16 protein-coding genes and 1 pseudogene are annotated in these 20,115 nt (G+C 68.7%); 11 read left to right on the top strand and 6 right to left on the bottom strand.

The annotated features are described in order from the left end of the window. Position 1: 1 nt before the first annotated feature. Complete coding sequence (locus AB0H88_RS48775; RefSeq protein WP_357656540.1) at positions 2–1,036, bottom strand: hypothetical protein; 1,035 nt, start codon at positions 1,034–1,036, stop codon at positions 2–4. Between the two features lie 252 nt (positions 1,037–1,288). On the opposite strand from AB0H88_RS48775, the gene AB0H88_RS48770 reads away from it, so the two are divergent. The 4 genes from AB0H88_RS48770 (at position 1,289) to AB0H88_RS48755 (ending at position 4,741) form a co-directional block, all read left to right on the top strand. Continuing rightward, positions 1,289–1,705 (top strand): hypothetical protein, encoded by a 417-nt coding sequence (locus AB0H88_RS48770; RefSeq protein ID WP_357656538.1) that lies wholly within the window; start codon positions 1,289–1,291, stop codon positions 1,703–1,705. Positions 1,706–1,800: 95 nt separating this feature from the next. Further along, positions 1,801–2,172, top strand: a complete 372-nt coding sequence (locus AB0H88_RS48765; RefSeq protein WP_357656536.1) for a hypothetical protein — start codon at positions 1,801–1,803, stop codon at positions 2,170–2,172. Positions 2,173–2,290: 118 nt separating this feature from the next. Then, positions 2,291–3,898: an AMP-binding protein gene (locus AB0H88_RS48760; protein WP_357656607.1), complete on the top strand. Its 1,608-nt coding sequence runs from the start codon at positions 2,291–2,293 to the stop codon at positions 3,896–3,898. Between the two features lie 102 nt (positions 3,899–4,000). Further along, complete coding sequence (locus AB0H88_RS48755; RefSeq protein WP_357656535.1) at positions 4,001–4,741, top strand: sulfite exporter TauE/SafE family protein; 741 nt, start codon at positions 4,001–4,003, stop codon at positions 4,739–4,741. A 308-nt stretch (positions 4,742–5,049) separates the two neighbouring features. Here the strand turns inward: AB0H88_RS48755 and AB0H88_RS48750 are convergent, their stop codons facing one another. From AB0H88_RS48750 to AB0H88_RS48740, 3 genes are all read right to left on the bottom strand, one after another. Continuing rightward, positions 5,050–8,025, bottom strand: coding sequence for a GH116 family glycosyl hydrolase (locus tag AB0H88_RS48750; protein WP_357656534.1), 2,976 nt, complete (start codon positions 8,023–8,025; stop codon positions 5,050–5,052). A gap of 329 nt (positions 8,026–8,354) precedes the next feature. Continuing rightward, entirely contained in the window at positions 8,355–8,843 is a 489-nt protein-coding gene (locus AB0H88_RS48745) for a prolyl oligopeptidase family serine peptidase (RefSeq protein WP_357656532.1), read from the bottom strand. A 143-nt stretch (positions 8,844–8,986) separates the two neighbouring features. Continuing rightward, positions 8,987–10,072 carry a LacI family DNA-binding transcriptional regulator gene (locus AB0H88_RS48740; RefSeq protein WP_357656530.1) on the bottom strand — a complete coding sequence of 362 codons (1,086 nt, stop codon included), beginning with the start codon at positions 10,070–10,072 and terminating at the stop codon, positions 8,987–8,989. A 242-nt stretch (positions 10,073–10,314) separates the two neighbouring features. Here AB0H88_RS48740 and AB0H88_RS48735 point away from each other — a divergent pair, with 242 nt between their 5' ends. The 4 genes from AB0H88_RS48735 (at position 10,315) to AB0H88_RS48720 (ending at position 16,796) form a co-directional block, all read left to right on the top strand. After that, positions 10,315–13,593, top strand: coding sequence for a family 78 glycoside hydrolase catalytic domain (locus tag AB0H88_RS48735; RefSeq protein WP_357656528.1), 3,279 nt, complete (start codon positions 10,315–10,317; stop codon positions 13,591–13,593). 72 nt (positions 13,594–13,665) lie between these two features. Further along, complete coding sequence (locus tag AB0H88_RS48730; protein ID WP_357656527.1) at positions 13,666–14,994, top strand: extracellular solute-binding protein; 1,329 nt, start codon at positions 13,666–13,668, stop codon at positions 14,992–14,994. A 33-nt stretch (positions 14,995–15,027) separates the two neighbouring features. Next, positions 15,028–15,981, top strand: coding sequence for a sugar ABC transporter permease (locus AB0H88_RS48725; protein WP_357656525.1), 954 nt, complete (start codon positions 15,028–15,030; stop codon positions 15,979–15,981). A gap of 26 nt (positions 15,982–16,007) precedes the next feature. Continuing rightward, positions 16,008–16,796, top strand: coding sequence for a carbohydrate ABC transporter permease (locus AB0H88_RS48720; RefSeq protein WP_357656523.1), 789 nt, complete (start codon positions 16,008–16,010; stop codon positions 16,794–16,796). A 334-nt stretch (positions 16,797–17,130) separates the two neighbouring features. On the opposite strand, the gene AB0H88_RS48715 is transcribed toward AB0H88_RS48720, so the two are convergent. Then, positions 17,131–17,604, bottom strand: coding sequence for a MarR family transcriptional regulator (locus AB0H88_RS48715; RefSeq protein WP_357656521.1), 474 nt, complete (start codon positions 17,602–17,604; stop codon positions 17,131–17,133). Positions 17,605–17,814: 210 nt separating this feature from the next. On the opposite strand from AB0H88_RS48715, the gene AB0H88_RS48710 reads away from it, so the two are divergent. Both AB0H88_RS48710 and AB0H88_RS48705 read left to right on the top strand, forming a co-directional pair. Continuing rightward, the gene (locus AB0H88_RS48710) at positions 17,815–18,108 is read left to right on the top strand and encodes a hypothetical protein (protein WP_357656519.1); all 294 of its coding nucleotides are present in this window, start codon (positions 17,815–17,817) and stop codon (positions 18,106–18,108) included. A gap of 80 nt (positions 18,109–18,188) precedes the next feature. After that, a complete protein-coding gene (locus AB0H88_RS48705) occupies positions 18,189–19,124 on the top strand; it encodes an NADP-dependent oxidoreductase (protein ID WP_357656517.1) in 936 nt (311 codons plus the stop codon). Positions 19,125–19,169: 45 nt separating this feature from the next. Here the strand turns inward: AB0H88_RS48705 and AB0H88_RS48700 are convergent. Further along, positions 19,170–19,283: pseudogene (locus AB0H88_RS48700) on the bottom strand (IS630 family transposase); the annotation flags it as partial. Positions 19,284–19,348: 65 nt separating this feature from the next. Here AB0H88_RS48700 and AB0H88_RS48695 point away from each other — a divergent pair. Further along, positions 19,349–19,915 carry a sulfite exporter TauE/SafE family protein gene (locus tag AB0H88_RS48695; protein WP_357656516.1) on the top strand — a complete coding sequence of 189 codons (567 nt, stop codon included), beginning with the start codon at positions 19,349–19,351 and terminating at the stop codon, positions 19,913–19,915. Positions 19,916–20,115: the final 200 nt, after the last annotated feature.

Here is a 20,115-nt window from a genome sequence, read left to right as displayed (position 1 = left end):
TTCACTCGACTCGCCAATCCTCCTCGCGCGGTGGATAGGTGAAGGTCTGGGTACCAGCCCAGCCCTCGGCGACGATGTGATAGTCGTGCGCGGCTTCACTGGCGGTGTGGTCAGGGCCGATGTCGACCGTGTCGGCGGTCGCCCAGGCCCCGTTGATCTTCTGCTCGATGACGTAGAGGAACTCGTTGTAGCCCAGGGAGGAGGACACGAAGGTGTTGACGATGGTGAGAGAGCGGCGACCCGCGGTCAGGGTTCGCGGGATCTCGACGATCTGCTCCCGCCATTTGTAGGTGCTGTCGCCGGGCAGTTGCCGCCACGACCCGGCCGGATTCCCGTTGACGGTGATGGTGGCGTATTGCCGGGCGACGCCCGCATCCAGGCGGCGGATCAGCCGCACTCCGCTGTTGGCGGGATCGACGGCCGCGGTGAACCGGCTCGACCCGCCGGCGCTGTACGCGCGGCCGTCATCGCTGACGATGCGGCCGGGACCCACGGGGCTGCCGGAACCGTCGGACGCGATGCCTTGTGACGCTCCCCGCTGATCGAAGATGACGCTGAGGGCGCCTGCGGTCGCCAGTGCGGCCAACGCGGCGGACACGGCGGCTTGGCGCCAGCTTCGGCGGGGGACAGGGGCCGGCCCTGTCTCGTCCGGCCCCGCTGTCCGGCTGGCGGGCATCGCGCCGCCGGGGTTGCGATCCGGCTCCGTCCCGGCGGGCAGCCGGGCGACTCGTACCCGCTCCCATGCCCTTTCCCACGCCGGGAGCTGATGCTCGGGCACCCGGCACGCCCGCAGGAAGGCCATCATCAACGCCTTCTTGGGGAAGCGCCGGCCGGCCAGCATGTCCGCACAGGTCGCCCGTGGCAGCCGGGTCCCACCCGCCTTGTCCGCCCGCAACTGCAGCTCCCGCAGGGACGTATCGGCCCGCGCGAACTGCTCGGCCAGCAACCTCACCAGATCCGCGTGGCAGGTCACCGACTCCACCCCCGATCGGGACGCCTGCCTGACGATCCGGGACTCCTCGCCACCCTCGCTCATCGCCTCGAACCCCTGCCCTCCCTGCCCGGCCAGTCGGCCTTCGGCTCCTCCATGTCGCAAAGTGTACGAGCGATCACCCAGCGTGTCCGAGGGATGGCGGCAGCGGCGACCTGCCGTCCGGGCCTGGCCATCGGGTGGCTCGAGTCCGTCCGAGTCCGTCCGAGCTCCTGTTGGACACCTGGGCTGTTCGGCTTCGCTGGCTCTCAACGCGGCGAACCCGCCGCACCTGACGGAGCAGAAAGGCAGACCACCATGATGATCGGCAATGTCGCGGCCGGCGCACTCCTGACCGCGGCCCTGTTCGGTGCCCTCCCGGGGGTGGGGGCCGCCGCCACCCCGGCCCTGGCGGCGGCCGCGGAGTGCGGGGTCCGGGGCGACGGCAAGCTCTACTGCGGCAACACCCCGAACGTCACCCTGTCCTACGACGCCTCCTACCAGACCGCGGAGACCGGCGTACTGACGAGCAGTTTCAGCTGGTTCCAGTGCTGGGTCGAGGGCGGCCCGCATGCCGGCGGCAACAGCATCTGGTACCTCGCCGCGGGCGACAAGGCGGTGCCGCCCTACCGCGGCTGGGGCTTCCTGCCCGCCGTCCATGTGGCCACCGCCCATGACCCCGCGCCGGGCCTGCGCGAGTGCACCTTGGCCGACTACGACCTCATCGGACCGTGACGCCGCCGAGGTCCGGAGCCGCCAAGAAAGCCGCCGAGGTCCGGAGCCGCCAAGAAATGCGGATGTTCGAGAACAACACCGAAGGAGACACACAGATGAACAAGCGTCAGGTCATCGCCACGACCATCGCCACGGCATTCGCGCTGTTCGGGCTGGCCTCGCCCGCCGCCTCCGCCGAGGCCTGCGGGGTCGACCCGCACGACGGCAGGTTGCACTGCACCAACGACCAGGGCGGACTCCCCGTCTTCCACGAGCCCCGGCCCGTCGACGCGGTGGACTACCTCGACACCACGCAGAGCTGGTTCACCTGCTGGACGCGGGGAGAGCTCCATCCAGGGGGCAACACCACCTGGTACGGAACCGTCGGCGACAGGTTCGGCGCCTTCGGGTACGTGCCGGCCTCCGTGGTGCACACACCGAGCGGCTTCGACGCCGACCCCAGCAAGTACGGCCTGCGCAGGTGCTAACCCGCTCCATCTGAACCGGTAAGCGCCGCACCACCACGGCGACGGCGACGTGACCGCCGCCGTGGTGGTGCGCGGGTGGGTCTGGTGCGTACGGCGGGACGAGGCCGACACTGTGGACATGCAGTCGTACTCCAGCGCCACCGCGCCGACCCCCCTCCTGGGCGAGACGATCGGCGAGAACCTCGAACGGACCGTGGCGGCCTTCGGCGATCGGGAGGCCCTGGTCGACGTCCCCACCGGGCGCCGATGGACCTACGCCGAGCTCGACGCCGACGTGAACCGCCTCGCGCTCGCCCTGCTGGCCAAGGGCATCGCCAAGGGCGACCGGGTGGGCATCTGGGCGCCCAACCGCGCCGAGTGGGTGCTCGTGCAGTACGCCACGGCGAAGATCGGCGCGATCCTGGTCAATGTCAATCCGGCATATCGGAGCCACGAGCTGGAGTACGTCGTCAAACAGTCGGGCATGCGGCTGCTGATCAGCGCTCAGACGCACAAGACCAGCGACTATCGCGCGATGATCGAGGAGATCGGCTTCGCGAACGCCGTCTACCTGGACGACCCGGGCTGGGACGCGCTCCTGGCCGAGACCGTCGCGGAGGAGCGGCTGCGGGCCCGCATGTCGGAGTTGTCGTGCGACGACCCGATCAACATCCAGTACACCTCCGGCACCACCGGTTTCCCCAAGGGCGCGACCCTGTCGCACCACAACATTCTCAACAACGGCTATTTCGTCGGTGAGCTGATCCACTACACCGAGGCCGACCGGGTCTGCCTGCCGGTGCCGTTCTACCACTGCTTCGGCATGGTCATGGGCAACCTCGGCGCCACCTCGCACGGGGCCTGCGTGGTGATCCCCGCGCCGAGCTTCGAGCCCGAGGCGACGCTGCGGGCCGTACAGGACGAGAGATGCACGTCGCTGTACGGCGTGCCGACCATGTTCATCGCCGAGCTGGCGGTGGCGAAGGGGTATGACCTGAGCACGCTCCGGACCGGCATCATGGCCGGGTCGCCCTGCCCGGTCGAGGTGATGAAGCGCGTCGTCAGCGAGATGAACATGCGCGAGGTCGCCATCTGCTACGGCATGACCGAGACGTCCCCGGTGTCCACGATGACCAGGTCCGACGACGACCTGGCCCGCAGGACCGAGACCGTGGGCCGGGTGCTGCCGCACGTCGAGGTGAAGATCGTGCACCCGGAGACCGGGCTGACCGTGGCGCGCGGCGAGCCCGGTGAGCTGTGTACGCGCGGGTATTCGGTCATGCTCGGATACTGGGACGAGCCGGACAAGACCGCCGAGGCCATCGACGCCGCCCGCTGGATGCACACCGGTGACCTGGCCACCATGGACGACGACGGCTACGTCAACGTGGTCGGGCGGATCAAGGACATGGTCATCCGCGGCGGGGAGAACGTCTACCCGCGAGAGGTCGAGGAGTTCCTGTACCGGCATCCGGACGTCGCGGACGTGCAGGTGATCGGGGTGCCCGACGAGAAGTACGGCGAGGAGCTGATGGCCTGGGTCATCATGCGGGAGGGTGCCGAGCCGCTGACGGCCGGGGCGGTCAGGGAGTTCTGCGCGGGGCGGCTGTCGCACTTCAAGATCCCGCGGTACGTCCACGTCGCGGACGCCTTCCCGATGACCGTCACCGGGAAGATCCGCAAGGTGGAGATGCGCAGGCGGTCGGTCGACCTGCTCGGGCTGGGCGACGGCGAAACGGCGCCCTGACCACAGGAGTCCTGACCACAGCGGTGCGGCGCACGCCAGGCATCGGCGCCGCGCGCTTACCCGGCGCGTAGCCACAAAACGGGCACGGCCTAGCATGGTCAGGTGATCGTCGGTGATGTGCTCGGCCTGCTCGGGATAGGTGTGGCCGCCGGCGTGGTCAGTACGGTGGTGAGCCTGGCGTCGATCATCTCCTACCCGGCGCTGCTGGCCTTCGGCCTGCCACCGCTGACCGCGAACGTCACGAACACCGTCGCGCTGATGTTCACCAGTGTGGGCGCGGCGGTCGGGTCGCGGCCGGAGCTGGCGGGGCAGGGCGGCCGGGTGCTGCGGCTGGGCTGGGTGACCGCGCTCGGCGGCGCGACGGGCGCGTTGCTGCTGCTGGTGACCCCGGCGCGGACGTTCGAGCTGATCGCTCCGTGGTTGATCGCGGGAGCCTCGCTGCTGCTGGTCCGGCGGCCGACCGTCAAGCCGGGCGGTGAGCACGGGGTGTTGCTGCGGGTGGCGCTGTTCGTCGTGTCGATCTATGTCGGGTACTTCGGGGCGGCGGGCGGGATCTTGATGCTCGCGGTTCTGGCGGGTTTTCTCGACCAGTCGCCGGCCCGGCTGAACGCGGCGAAGAACATGCTGTCCGGGCTGGCGAACGCGGTGGCCGGGCTGGGGTTCGCGCTGTTCGGGCCGGTGGATTGGGGGGCGGCGGTGCCGCTGGCGGCCGGGTTCCTGCTGGGCGGCTGGCTCGGGCCGAAGATCGTCCGCCGGATGCCCGGCCAGAGCCTGCGCTATCTGGCCGCGGCGTGCGGGGTGGCGGTCGCGATCAAACTCGGCTACGACTCGTACGTGGGCTGACGCGCCGGAGAGCGCGAGAATCCTCGGTTGATGTCGCTCGCTGTTGAACGAGCCGCGGAAAAACTACTCGGGCAAGCACAAAACGTACGGCCTGCTGTTCTTGGCCCTCGCCGACACCGCGGGGAACGTGCTGGATCTCCGCGGTGTCGGCCGGCCACAAAGCCACCGGGGCAAGCCCCTCACCGTCGCCCAAAAGCAGGTCAATCAACTGATCGCCAGCGAACGCGCCCCGGCCGAGCACTGCGCCTGGCCGAGTGGCCGGGGCTGCGATGCCCCCGGCTACTCGGCCAGGCGCAGCGTTCCGCGTCTCACTCCAGCTCACTTGACGGCACGCGCACCGAATGGCCCGGCTTGTACCGCCGCTTGATCGCCAGTCCGTTGCCTGTGAGGGTGACCGTGTTGCGTGTCACGAGCAGGTCGAGCTGGCGTCCGCGCCAGCGGAGGTGACGTACGCCGGCATTGGCCAGCTTCGACGGCAGGTTCGGGGTGATGACCAGAGCATCCGGCTCGGCTTCGACCCCGATGAAGGCGTACAGGAAACTCGCTGGCGCCAGTCCGCTCTCCGGGAACGGGATATCGGTTCCGACCGAGCTCCCGCCCGGGCTGCCGACCGTGCTCTCGCCGCGGAACAGGGGAGCGCCGCCGCAGATGTGGTCGGGTTCGCTCCACCGATCGAGGATCGTCGTCATCCGCGCCCAGGCATCATCGGCGGATCGATAGCGGGCGCGCGCCATCACGTCGAATCCCGAGGTGTAGAGGATGGCTCCGCCATCTTGCACTTCGTCTCCCCAGGGAGTCGTGAGGTGGGTCAGGAAGAACCAGTAGCTGTTGCGGCGCGTCGTCGACCTCGGGGCGAACACCCACTTCGAGTAGATGTCGGCGGGTCCCTCGACGTAGTCGCCGAGTGCTGCGACGAACCTGGTCGAGGCATCCGGTGCGGGACGCCCATCGGAATATGCCGTCGCCCCCGGCACGGTTGTCGCCGACGACCACCACGCGAGCGTGCCCGTGACCTGTGAGACCTCCAGGTAGTACACGCCGGGTGGCTGCTTCGGCAGATCGATGTGCGCTACCTGGCCGTCGCTCCAGTCGGTGAACCGCTGTTCCGCGATCTTGACCGACGTCTCGCCCGGCAGCCCCTGGTAGAACGACATCGTGAACGCGGCACCGCGCTTGCCGTAGGTGGGGAATCGCGCGGCGACGCTCGTGAATTCGGCGTTCGCCGTGAAGCTCTGCCCCAGCGAGTGGCCCGCTTCGATCGTCGGTGCCAGGCCGCCGCTCTCGATCAGTACGACCGCATCCCGCAGCTCGGTGTGGCCGTTGTCGAGCCAGTCGAAGATGCGCGCGGCCTGCTTCTCGGTGGGGAGGCCGAAGGACGCCGCTTCGAGATTGACGTAGGTCGAGCCGTAGTCGTGAGCGACGCCGTCGGCGTCGATGGTCTGGACGTACCTGCCCGCCGCATCGTCCCAGAACACCTGGTTGTAGCGCTGCCGGGCTTGCCGGCGCACGGACCTCAGCTCGTCCGCGATCGTCGCGTTTCCGACGTGATCCTCGAGCTGAGCCATCGCCTCGAGAGCCCCGTAGAAGTAGGCGTTGAGATAGGCGTCTTGATAGCCGAACGACGTGATATCCCAGTAGTTGGAGGCCAGCGATCCGTCCCGTCCGCTGTGGTCGGGCGACGTGATCGTGACGATCCCACTCTTTCCGCCGAGTGAGTCGAGATAGAAGCTCATCGCACGCCGCACTCGCGGCAGCATCGCGGCGAGGAATTCGGAGTCTCCCGTCCACGAGTAGTAACGCCAGGCGCCGAGGACATACATGGCATTGGACGTGAAGTGTCTGGCGTCGAAGAGAGTCGGGTCGGGGAAGGGCCACGCCGGCGAATCCGGCCATGACCAGACGTACCCGTCCTCTTCCAGTTGCGTGCTCAACAGGGAATCGGCCTGTGCCCTGGAGCCCGCCGTCGCGGTCCAGTCCAGGATGCGTCCCTCCCAGTCGGCCCAGTCCATGGCGTGCCCGCTGAAGCGATAGCTGAGCGCACGCTCCCAGTAGAAGGTGGACAGCTGCGTCGCCCTGTGCTGATCGGATGCCACGAAAACCGGAAAGACCTCCGGCAGTGCGTCGGAATGCGGTTGGACTTCCATCGCGAGCGATCGCGAGATGGCCTGCTCCGTGTCCGCGCTGCCGGAGTTGAGCGTCATCGCCATCGACTCGGCGGTCATCGTGCCGTCGAGGACTGGTTCGGTTCCCGTGATCCGGAGGTCGTACGGGCCGCTGCCGCTCGCCGTGACCGCCTTCGATCCCGACACCGGGTTCGTCCAGGCGTCTCGACGCTTCAGTTGTTCGGCGGGCATGTAGTCGCCGCGGTCTCCGTAGAAGCGGTTGAACAGGACGCCGTCCGCGGCGGCGACGGAGTATCCGTCGCGGAGCCACGACGTGTTGAGCGTCAGGCCGGGGTCGGATCGTGGTTCGTTCTGCCACTGAATGTCGTACGTCATCGTCAGGTTTCGGCCGGAGAGCTTCAGATCCCACGACGCGATGCCGTCGACGTTGAAACCCGCGACCTCGATCGTCATCGTGCGATCCGCCTGCACCTGACGATTGTTGTATGCCGACCCGCCCACGTCGACCGAGGTGCCGCCGAGCCGGCTCCACCAGCCGGGGGTTCCCGAACGGTGCGATATCTCCAGGTAGTAGGCCCCGGCCGGCTGATCCGGCACGTCGAGGTAGGCCCATCCGTTGTCCTGCACCGGGTTCACATCGCGACTGACGATCTCGGTGAGACCGGTCTCGGGAGTTCCCGCGTAGAGCGTCATCGTCAACGCCGAGTTCTGGCTGCTCCAGGTGGGGAACTGGCCACCGACTCGGGAGAAGCGGTACATCGTCGCGGTGAACGACTGGCCGAGCGTCTGCCCGGCGCTGAGCGGGACGGGGGAGTTGAGCTGCCGCTGTTGAAGGTTCATCGTCGACGGCAGTTGGATACCCGCCAGGCTCAGCGCGGTGTCGCTCGCCGTGCAGGTGACGCCGTTGTTGAAACCGGCGTCGAAGAAGTCGGTCGCGCCGAGAAACACCGAGCCGAACACCGTGGGTTCGTACTGGCCGGAGCCCGTCGGATCGCACGCGAATCGGGTGAGTTTTCCGTACGCGCCGGAGAGACTGATGAACTTGTTTTCGAGCTGGTACGTCGCGGCCTCTGCCGCGGCGGCCTGGGGGGTACGCCACAGGCCGGTCGCGGCAAGGAGCAGGCCACTGCCCGCTCCCTGGAGGAAGATGCGCCGACTCATGCGGAATCGCGTGCTGTCCGTGGCCACGGAGGTCTCCAGTCGCTCGATCGTGGAAGTGGTGTTCCCAGCTCGAAGCACGCAATGACGTCGTCGGAGCGAGCACGGAACGGCAACTAGCGGTTCGACTTGAAAGCTTTCAAGTAGGGTCACAGACGAGGCCGAGCACTGTCAACCATGTGACGAATGTGGCCATTTCTCATAGCCGACCGGCGAGCCGGCGGCAACGCGGATCGAAGTCGTGACGCCGGGCACGCTGCGGCGAGTTCCGTGACGAGGCCGGCCCGGTCCAGGGAGCGGCAAATGCGCAGATCAGAACTTACGTGGCAAGCTCATGGGCGCGGGCCGAAGCCATGGGCAGCGAGCCAGGTGGCACAGAGGCCAGGACAGGCGGATGCGGCCAGTCCGCTCTGGGCGAGCCCGAGCCCGTGCTCGCCCTCGGGAAAGACATGTAGCTCGTACGGCGTTCCTGCGCGGGCGAGTGCGGCGGCGAACAGCAGGCTGTTCTCGGCTGGGACCCTCTCGTCGCCGCGGAGAACCCCATGACGGCGACCCGCGAGGTCCCGCGTTCCCGGACGACGCGCACCGAGGAACTCGGCGATCGGGTTGGCCTGGGGTCGGCAGCTTGTGGCGTGGCCTGGGCAGGATCGCCGTTCATGGCGTTCGGCCGGTTTGAGGAGCGGCCACCGACGGACAGCCCCCTTCTGGTCACCTGGCGGAGATGCCCGATCTCGCTGAAATGTTTCAGCTAGATGGCCCTGATGTGTCCCCTCAGCGCGCAGAAATTGACGCTGAAGACCTCGGGTGCTTACGGTGCACATACTTGAAATGTTTCAACGGCTCGTACGCGTTCCGAACCGGGATCAAGAGAAACGCCTGGGGCGAGGAGGACTGGGCCAAGTAGGAGCGAGCAGCACCGCGAGCATCGGCAACAAGCGCCGCAGTACCCGATGCTGAGGTGCACCTACCCTGGGGCAGGCGGGGGCGCTGTGGATGCGCGGACGATGAGCTCGGGCTGGAAGACGATCTCCTGATGCCAGTGGTCGTCGTCCGCGCGAAAGTCGGTGACCAGGAGCTCGGCGGCGGCCTGGCCGAGTTGCTGCTTCGGCATGCGGATCGAGGTCAGCGCCGGTGACAGCAGGGCGGCGAACTCGACATCGTCGTACCCCACCACGCTCATCTCGCCGGGTGCGGCGATCCCGCGCTTTTCCAGGTCACGCAGGACACCGACGGCGACCATGTCGTTGATGCAGAAGATCGCTGACGGCCTGCGTTCGTCGTCGAGCAGCTGGGCCAGCCCTGTCTCGCCCCCTTGGGCGTTGAGCACGGACAGAGTGATCTCGCTGATCGCCTCGTCGGGGTCGAGCCCCACCCGGCGCGCCGCGCGGTGCAGCCCTTCTCTGCGGTCGGCGCACTGCCTGACCGTGGAGGGCCCGTTGAGAAAGCCGATGCGGCGGTGGCCGAGTGAGAAGAGGTGGTCACCGGCCAGGTCACCTCCCTGGACGTTGTTCACGGCCACCGAGCACAGTTGAGAGCCGACACCGAGCCGGTCCAGGAGCACGACCCCCACTCCGCGCTGCCGGAGTTCGATGAGGTGCTCGATGTCGTCGCCTGCCGGCGAGATGAGGATGCCGGCGACCCGATGCTCCTCAAGGGTCTTCAGGTAGTAGGCCTCCTTGTCGGGAGAGTCGTCGGAGCTGCATACCATCAGCAGGAACTGCTCCTTGGCCAGCTTGCTCTCTACGCCCGGCAGTATCTCGCTGAAGTAGGGACTACCTATCTCGCGCACCACCACCCCCACCGTGCGGCTACGGCCTCCGCGCAGCTGCCGCGCCGGCGCGTTGGGCACGAAACCCAGGGCGGCGATGGAGGAGCGGACCCGTCGCTGGGTCCGCTCCGCCACCAGCTCGGGGCGGTTGAGCACGTTGGAGACGGTGCCGAGTGACACTCCGGCGTGCGCGGCCACGTCGACCATGCTGAGGCGCGTCCGGGCGCGCTCTCCGTCGGAGCCGCTCGTCGAGGTCTTGCTCGGTCTGTCGATATCGGACACCCCGTAGATAACCCTTTCAGCTCACAGCTCGTCGGACCAGTATATCAAATTGAAAGGTTTCACTCCATCGCCAGTACAGATGTCGATCTGGTGCGCGAACCTGTTGACCTCACTGAGGTCACCGTCTACTGTGCGGGCATTGAAATGTTTCAATTCCTCTTTCGCGTCGATGTGGAGGTTCCGTGCCACCCCCGTCCACCGAACCACATGAAGCGGCATGCCCCGCCCCGATCCGACTTCGTGTGGAGGACCACGCTGCGGAGCCCCCGCGCACGGGCAGGGCGTTGCCGGTGGTGCTGACGGCTCACCCCCGCCTGTCGTGGGTGGTTCCGCTGGTGCGGCAGGGACAGCGGCAGACCGCTTACCAAGTCGTGGCGTCGTCAGCGGATGGCACGGTGTGGGATTCCGGCCGGATCGAGTCCGGCAGGAACGCGCACGTGCGGTGGGGCGGCCCGCCCGTCGCACCGCACTCGGCACTGCGCTGGACCGTGAGGGTCTGGGACGAGCATGCGAGGCTCTCGCCATGGGCGCATGCGACGGACCTGATCGCCGGGCCGCTGACCGCGGACGACTGGACGGCACGCTGGATCGAGATTCCGGCGACCCACGCGGCAGGCGAGGAGTTCTCCTGGGATCCGGCGTGCCGGGCCTGGCGAGCCCGCCTGCACCTGGCCGGCCAGGGCCTGTTACGGGTTCTGGTCGACGGGCAGGCGGTCAATCCCGATGCGAGCGACCCTTCGCGCACGGCGTTATCCCGGGCGGCGAGCCGCAGTTATGACGTCACCGGACTGCTGCGGGACGGCAACCGACACACTCTGGCGGTCGTGGCCGGCATTGGCCACTACGGGCAGGTGCTCACCGAGCCACGCGCCCTGGTCGAGCTGCGGGTAGAGCTCGACAACGGCAGCGTCGTACGGGTGGGCACCGGCCCGCACTGGCGGCATGGCCCCTCCTCGATCATCCGCGAGGACCCCTTCTACCTTGAAGAGCACGACGCCCGCAGGACATTCACCGGCACTGCCGGGACAGGCGTCTCAGGGGAGCCGGCGCGCGCGGTTGAGCGGCCGGTCGCCACCCTCGCACCCGACGCCGGACCGCCGCTCGCCGTGGTGGAGGAGATCGCGGCGATCCCATGCGGCGACGCGGGTGGAGTCCTCGTCTTCGACGCCGGCTGTAACGTGGCCGGGCGCAGCCGGGTCGTCGTACGCGGCGCCGCCCCCGGTACAAGGATCGAGATCGTTCACGGAGAGAAGCTTGACGACGCCGGCCGCGTCGGGACGCTCAACATCCGGCTGCCCGACGACCGGGACCGGGAGCGGCAGGTGCTGGTCTGGACCTGCGCCGGCGGCGTCGACGTCGCGGAGGCGTGGTTCGCCTTCTACGGCTTTCGCTATGTCGAGGTGCGCGGCGTCCCGGCCGGCGCCGCCGTCGAGGTGACTGCCAGGGTGCTGCACTCCGACGTCGCGCTCACCGGCATTTTCGCGAGCGACGAGCCGCTGCTGGACCGGCTCGTGGCGATGGCGGTACGGACTCAGCGCAACAACTCTCACTCCCATCCGGAGGACTGCCCCACCCGTGAGCAGGGCGGCTGGACCGGTGACGCGTCGGTGTCGGCGGAGGCCGCCTTCTCCCACCTCGACATGGCCGGTCTCTATCGGCATTGGCTCGACGACGTGGTGGCCGACCAGCGCCCCGACGGCGGCGTCCTCGGATTGACCCCGCACCTGCTGGGAGCGCGTCACGTCCAGCCCGCCGACCCGGTGTGGGGCTCGGCGATGACCGAGATCCCGCTCCAGCACTGGCGGCACACCGGCGACGACACGCTCATCATCCGGCTGTTGCCGGCCATGCGCCGCTGGTGCGACTGGCAACTCGGCACGCTGTCGGGAGGCGTCGTCAGGGGCGCTGACATCAGCTACGGTGCGGACTGGCTCGCCCCCGAGCGCACCTCGCCGGTGATGCTGCAGACCGCGGCCGTCATCCGCTCCCTGCGCGCGCTGGCCGAACTGGAGGCCGTCGCAGGCGACGGCTGCGAGGTTGCGCGGCGCGAGCGCGAGGCCGATGCGCTGGCGAGCACGGCCAGGGCCGTGCTGCACGATCCGCTCACCCATGAGTGGGCCGACTCGGGCCAGGGTTCCGCTGCCGTCGCGCTGGCATCCGGGCTGGCCTCGGACGAGGCGGAGCGGCGTGCTCTGGCCGACCAGATCCGCGTGGACATGCGCGTCCGCGGCGACAGGGTCTCGACCGGGTTCGCGGCCACCCAGTTACTCGTGCGAGCCATGGCGGAGGCCGACGGCGGCACGGCGCTGATCGCGGCGGTCCGCCAGCCGGAGCAGCCCGGCATCGGCGCGATGCTCACCACGGGGCCAGGTACGTTCTGGGAAACCTGGTGGATCGACGACGAGAACGCCGGTGTCGCCTCGCTTGACCACATCGGTCTCGCCGCGCCGTTCGCCGCCTGGGCATGGACGTACGTGGCGGGCATCCGGCCGCTGGCAGAGGGGTATCGCCGCTTCGCTGTAGCGCCGTGCCTGCTCGGGCCGGTGACCAGGATCGATGTCACGGTCGAGACGGTCCGCGGCACGATTGCACTCGGCTGGAGGCTCGACGGCGACACGCTGACGCTGGAGCTGACCGTCCCGGTGGGCAGCACCGCCCTGGTCGACCTGCCGGGCCGCCCGGCGCAGGAGTACGAATCCGGCCGGCACCGCATCGTGGCGACCGGCATACCCCTCGCTCAAGAGTGGCCGGCCATTGGCAGGACGCCGCCCGTGCCGCCGGGCCAGGCGGTCACCGCGGCGGTGCTCAGAGGCGCCGCGGTGAGCGCGGACGCCGACGCGGGCTGGAAGGCCCGCCTCGATGGGCACGAACTGCGGATCGAGGCGCCACCCGGCGCGCCGATCGGATCCTGCGCCGAAGTCGTCCTCCGCGGCGCCGCCGGCGAGCCGCTCGCCCGCCGGGTGGTCCGCGCTGGACGATCCGCTCGCTGGCTGTCTCGCGGCGTCAGGGCGCCCGGCTGGACGGCCGGCCCTGGCGTCCGGCTCGACGTCCTCCACGGCACGTTCGTCTGCACGCCGGTCTTCCACGGGACCTTCCCTGGGCCGACCTTCGAAGTCAACGGGCCGCCCCTTCCACCAGGGCAGACCCGATGGGTACTGTTGCCGCTCCCCGGCGGGGACGACCTCGGTGACGCGACCTTCGCCTTCGCGGAGGTGGATCTGTGCTTCCCGGTGCTGCCTGGCCGCACGATCGTGCCGATGCTCCGGTTGACCGGAGCCGACGGCAGCAGCGTTCAGGACACCGTCCGCCCGCTTCCCGTCTGCTGGAACAGGATCAGCGTCGACCTGTCGCGATGGCCTGGCAGGGAGAGGGTGGTCGAAGTGGCCGTCGGGGTTGCCTGGCTGGACCGGCCCGATTCGGCCAGAGGGCCGGCGCTTCCGCTCGACCTACAGGAGGGCCGCTCCAGCCTGCCGTTCCGGATGGGCGATGTGGGGTGGACCAGTGCGCCACGTACCTGTTGAGCGGGCTCGCAACCCGCTGCGGCCCCCGACCGCCTTGCCGCTCGCCGAGTTCCTGTCAGAAGGAGATTGAAGATGATCAGTCGCATCGCACCATGGAGGACCCGCGGCCTGGCCGCCGCCCTCGTTCCGATGCTTACCCTGGCCGCCGCATGCGGCGGTGGTGAAGAGGGCGGAACGGCCGCCGCCGACGGCAGTACCAGCATCACCCTCTCGATGCAGGCCGGCCTGGTCCCGCAGTTCGAGAAGTACGCCGCGGCCTACGAGCAGGCCTTCCCGAAGCGGAAGGTGACGGTCGAGTCGTTGCCGGACGACGGCACCCAGTACATCCAGCAGCTCGTCACCGCCCGGCTCGGTGAGAAGCTCCCCGACGTCCTGATGAACGTCGACTACGCGGCCAACCGGCTGGCAGCGGGCAACGTCACCATGGACCTGGCCCCGTGGCTCGGGGAAGGCAAGGACGGCCTGAAAGGCAGCGAGTTCCTCCCGCAGTTCGTCGGACAGTATCGGCCGATCACCAAGCCGGATCAGATCACCGGTCTGCCGGTGAGCGCCGACTCGGTCACGCTGTTCTACAACCGGACCGCCTTCAAGCAGGCAGGCGTGACCGAGCTGCCGAAGCCCACCTGGACGTGGGATGACATGTACCGGGTCGCGGCGGAGATCCAGAGCAAGTCAGGAGGAGACGTGGTCGGCCTGGCGCCTCCGCTTGGCACCGGCGGCCAGCCCGCCATCTATACGCCCGTGATCCACGCTTACGGCGGCTACGTCTACGACGCGAAGACCAAGAAGTCGGGAATCGGCCAGCCGGAGGCGATCAAGGCCTGGACGCAACTCATCAAGGCCTACGGCACCGCGTCACCGGCGTACTCTGCCAACGCGGCCTCGCAGCCCAAGTTCGATCGCGGGCAGGTGGCGATGTCCTTCAGTGTCCGCGCTGGGGTGCCCACACTCAAGAGCCAGCTGAAGGACGACTGGGACGCCGAGGTCATGCCGACCATCAACGGCAAGACCACCGTCGGTGGCGGCTCCTACGGCCTGTCCATCGCGCAGACCAGCAAGAACAAGGACGCCGCGTGGGCGTTCCTCGCGTGGTTCTACCGCAACGACGGCGGGATGAAGATCGCGCAGGAGACCGGCCAGGTCGTCCCGCCGACCCTGGACGGCCTGGAGAACGGCATCTGGAAGGACCTGAAGGCGCCGCCGTCCAACAACGCCGTCTTCGCCGACGCCGCCAAGAACGCCCTACTGGCGACGCAACTGCCCGGCAAGGCCCAGGGCGTGCTCGACGAGCAGGTCCTCAAGGCGGTGCAGGAGGTCGTACTGAAGAAGCGGCCGGTGGCCGAGGCCTTCGCCGACGCGGAGAAGGCCGTCAACGAGGCGCTCGCGACGACCAGCGGGTGACGTCGGCGCGGGCACGGCCAAGGAGGAAGATCGATGATGGCGACAGTGACGAGTACAGCCGACGGCAGAGCGGTCGGCACAAGCCCTCCCGTACCTGGCCAGGATGGCAACAGACGCCGGCGACGGCGAGACGCGTGGGCCGCGACGGCGTTCGTGGCGCCGAGCATGCTCGCCTTCGGCGTGTTCGTCATCGTGCCCGCGATCGCCGGGCTGGGCCTGAGCTTCTTCAGCTGGGACCTGTTCACCCCACCTGAATGGGTGGGCCTGGACAATCTCGCCCGCCTGTTCGGCGACGGCCGGATGTGGGGCTCGCTGTGGGTGACGCTGCTGTTCGTGCTCCTGGGAGTGGTTCCGACGATCGTGGTCGGCTTCGTGCTCGCCGTGCTGCTCAACACCAGGCTGCCGGGCGTCGAGGCGCTCCGGGTGCTGTATCTGGCCCCGATGGTGGCCTCCTCGGCGGTTGCGGCGGTGCTGTGGGCATACCTGTACGACGGACGGACCGGTATCGCAAACTCGATGCTGCGCTGGGTGGGCATCGACGGCCCTGCCTGGCTGTCCGACACCACCTGGGCGCTGCCCGCGCTGTCCCTCATGATGATCTGGCTGGCCCTGCCGCTGGTGATGCTGCTGTACCTGGCCGGGCTGCAACGCATTCCCGACGACATCTACGCTGCGGCGGCGCTGGACGGCGCTGGCTTGTGGCGGCGGTTGTGGAGCATCACCTGGCCCAACGTGATGCAGACGACGGTGCTGGTGACCGTCCTGCAAGTGATCAACTTCGTCAGCGGCTCGTTCGAGACGGCGCTCATCATGACCGGCGGCGGCCCTCTCGACAGCACCCAGACCCTGGCCTTGTACGCCTACCGCACGGCGTTCGAGAAGGGCGAGATGGGCTATGCCAGCGCGCTCGCGCTCTTCCAACTCGTGCTCATCGGCGTCGCCGTGGGTCTGGTACGGCTCGCCGCCAAGCTCAGGAGTGCCACATGACCCTCCGGACCCTCGTCCGATACGCGATGCTGCTGCTGTGCGGGCTGCTCATGGCGGCGCCGCTGTTCTATCTGCTCTCGGCGTCTTTGATGTCGGCGCAGGACGCGCGTGCCTTCCCGCCCCACCTGCTGCCGCCGAACGTCGTATGGCACAACTATGTGGAGGCCTACGAATTCCTCTCCGCACGGGCCATCGTCAACTCGTTCGTCTTCAGCATCGGCATCGTCGCCGTGCAACTGGTGATCTCCATCCCGGCGGGTTTCGCTCTGGCGACGATCCCGTTTCGGTGGACGGGCCTGCTCCTCGGCGTGATCCTTGTGCCGATGTTCGTGCCCGCCAACATGACGCTGATCCCCCTGTACATCATCACCTATCAGCTCGGCCTGGTCGGAACCTACGCCGGCATGATCCTGCCAGTAGCGGGCCAGACGGCGTTCGCGATGCTGCTGTTCCGGCAGTTCTTCGCCGGGCTGCCGCCGGGCCTCATCGAGGCGGCCCGGCTGGACGGCGCGGGCTGGCCACGCGTCCTGACCCTGATCGCGCTGCCGCTGGCCAGGCCGGCGCTGGCCGCCTATTGCTCGATCAGCTTCCTGACCGCGTGGAACACCTACATCTGGCCGCAGGTCGTCGCGCCCGACCGCGAGCACCAGGTGATGACGGTCGCGCTCGCGCCCCTTGCCCAGGGGCAATACACCCTGATGTCGCCCAGCGTCGGCCTGGCCGCGGCAGTGATCAGCATGATGCCGGTGCTGATCATCTTCGTCGCGTTTCAGAAGTGGTACATCAAAGGCGTCGTCGGGACCGGGCTGGAGTAGTAGTGGACGACTGGCGGCAACGTGACAACCAGATCCGCCGGGGTTCGCAGTGCCGGCCGGTCTGGTCACGTCACTTCGAGGCCAAGTCGGCGATCAGTTCGTTGAGGCGAACTCCTCCTCAACTGGGCCTATAGCTCGGCTCGACGATCGTCGAGCCTGTGGGATGCTCCTTTGGCCGTCAAGCGGCTTCTGCAAGATCTTTTGATTCTGTGCCGCTCGAATACTGGGTTACGTTGCCTGAGCGCGGCCACACGGCGACGAGGTCCGCACCTTCCCCATGCACCGCGTCACTGGCGTCGCAGAGCTGACGGAAGACCCCGCCTGAGGATGGCGCTCAGCCTCCTTCGAGTTCCCGGCGCACGGTAGCGGCGATGCGGGTGAGTGCGGCCCCGAGGTGGCGGCGCTGAGCGGCGCTGAGCGGATCGAACACGAGCCGCCTCACCTGCGCGACGTGTTCCGGTGCGCTCTCGACGAGCTTCTGCCGGCCGGTGTCGGCCAGGGTGGCGAGGGTGTATCGACCATCGCTGGGGTCGGGTCGGCGGGCGACCCAGTCGCGGGCTTCGAATCGGTCCATCACCTTCGACAGGCGGGGCTGGGTGCTGTCGCAGACCCGGGCCAGGTCGCTGAGCCGCATCGTGGCCTCGTCGGCCATGGACAGCTGGGCCAGAACCCCGTACTCGAAGTTGGAGATGCCTGCGTTTTGCTGCAACTGGCGGTCAAGGGCAGCCGGGAGGGCGATGACGACTGTGAGGAGCGCCTGCCACAGGTCCTGCTGGTCGTCGTCGAGCCAGGGTGACTGGGTGTCCATGAGCGCCATCATACTTGCCCGAGCAACTCGCATCACTTGCCCAGGCAACTCTTAATGAGCTACCTTTAACTTGCCAAGGCAAGTGAAAATACTTGCTTAGGCAAGTGAGGGAGCTAATTTCGATGACCACCACGAGTAGCCTGGCCTCCCCGAACGGCCAAACTTTCCCCTTCCCGTCGTGCACGCCAGCCGCGGTGTACGACGACCTCCTTGCCCGGGTTCTGCCACAGACGCGACAGCTTCGCCGTCTTCCGCCGGCCGGAGCTCGCCGCCGACATCAAGGCCTTCGACGAATGGGCCGTTGACGCCCTCGCCCGGGGCGACGCCGACGCCCTCGCCGACTACCGCAACAAGGCACCCAGCGCCGCGGTCGCCCATCCGACGGCCGACCACTTCGTCCCGCTGCTGCTCACCGTCGGCGCCGCCGATGACCCCGGCAGCGCCGTGAGCGCCATCGACCGCATGGTGATGGGCAACTCCACCCGGTCGGTGCAGCTGACCTGAGCACCTCGAGGTGCCTCACCTTCTCGCCTGATCGCCTCATCCCTGGGCGACGACATCAATACACACTGGAGGAAAGTGCCATGAAGGCAATGCGTTTCCACGAGTTCGGCAGCAGCGAGGTTCTGCGCTACGAGGACGTCGAGCGTCCGGCCCCCGGCGCCGGGCAGGTGCTGGTGCGGGTGGCAGCCACGTCGTTCAACCCGGTCGACGACCACATCCGCGCCGGTGTCCTGGCCGAGATGATCCCGATCACTCTCCCGTACGTGCCGGGGATCGACCTGGCAGGCACCGTCGCTGAATTCGGCGCCGACGTGACCGGCCTGGAAGTCGGCGACCGGGTCGTGGCGATGCTGCCCCTCGACTCCGCCGGCGGCGCCGCCGAGTACGTGCTCGCCTCGCCCGAGTCCCTGGCCCCGGCGCCCCGGACAATCGAGCTGGTCGACGCCGCGGCGCTGCCGCTGACCGGCCTGGCGGCCTGGCAGACGGCCTTCGAACTCGCCGAGCTCAAGCCCGGTCAGACCGTCCTGATCAACGGGGCGGGAGGCGCGGTGGGCAGCCTCGTGGTGCAGCTCGCCATCGACGCGGGAGCGCACGTGACCGCGGTGGACGCACCGCAGCACGCCGACCGCCTTCGGGGCTACGGCGCGGACCGAGTCGTAGCCCCCCTCGACCTCGCCGCGGGCCCGGTCGCTGTGGGCGGTCCGTTCCAGATCGTGGTGAACCATGTGCGCGTATCCCCGGAGGAGCTCGCGCAGCTGACGAACTACGTCGCCGACGGCGGGGTCGTGGCTAGCACAGCCGGCCCGGTTCCCGAGGACCCCGCTCGCGGGGTGCGCAGCGCGAGCCTGTGGGTTCGCAGCGACGGAGCCCAGCTGGCCGAGCTGGTCGCCAAGGTGGATGCGGGCAAGCTCCGGCTCCACGTCGCCGCCCACCGCGCCGTGGCCGAGCTGGCCGCCGTGCATGAGGACGCCGGCGCAGGGCGGCTGCCCGGCAAGACGGTCGTGCTCGCTCCCTGATCACACCCTGACCGCACCCGACCGGGCCGCCCGCCGTTCACTCTCCCGCCGGTAGGTGGCTGGCAGCCGGTCCGGTCGGCTTTGCGCAGCCCACCCCGACCCAGCCGTGGGGCGGATGCCCAGCGGCCCGAACTCATCGAAGGCGAAGATTCGCTCCGGGCGGTGGGTCAGGGCGTACTCGATAGCCAGGCGGCCCCGGGCGGCGGGGCGGTGACCGCGTCGACGTGGTGTTCGATGGCGGGCACCACCTCGGGCAGGCTGTGGAAGAGCGCGTCGTCCGCGGCCTCGGGGCGCAGCGTTACTGCGGGGCTACGGGCGCGTTGCTGCCGGTGGCGCTGTTCGTCGTGTCGATCTACGTCGGGTACTTCGGGGCGGCGGGCGGGATCTTGATGCTCGCGGTGCTGGCGGGCTTTCTCGACCAGTCGCCGGCCGGGCTGAACGCGGCGAAGAACATGCTGTCCGGGCTGGCGAACGCGGTGGCCGGGCTGGGGTTCACGCTGTTCGGGCCGGTGGACTGGGGGGCGGCGGTGCCGCTGGCGGCCGGGTTCCTGCTGGGCGGCTGGCTCGGGCCGAAGATCGTCCGCCGGATGCCCGGGCAGAGCAGTAGCGGTCGAGCTGTGCGAGGCCGTCGGGCGTCGGGTCGTTTTCGCCGGCTCGCCAGACCTTCAGCTCCATGGCCTCTCGTTGCACCTGCCGTTCGCCTTCGGGGCCGGTGTAGGTCCAGCGGACGAGCACGTCCAGGCGTTTGGTGCCTGCGGCGTACTCCCGGTCGAGTTGGCCTCCGCCGTTGACCAGCCGATGCAGGAAGGCCATGAGGATGATCTGGCAGGCGGCCTCGTGGTAGCCCTCTTGCTGGATGAGCACTTCGCCGTGCTCGCGCCTGCCGATAATGTCGTTCGTGCAGGTCAGCTGGCTTGCCTGTCCGACCCCGTCGGGTGCTGGCGCTGGCTCTCGGAAGGGATGGAGCGTAGGCCGCCCAGCCCTGGGTGAG

It is taken from the genome of Nonomuraea sp. NPDC050680, assembly GCF_040654555.1.
Lineage (GTDB): Bacteria > Actinomycetota > Actinomycetes > Streptosporangiales > Streptosporangiaceae > Nonomuraea.
This window is presented reverse-complemented; position numbering and strand designations above follow the sequence as displayed.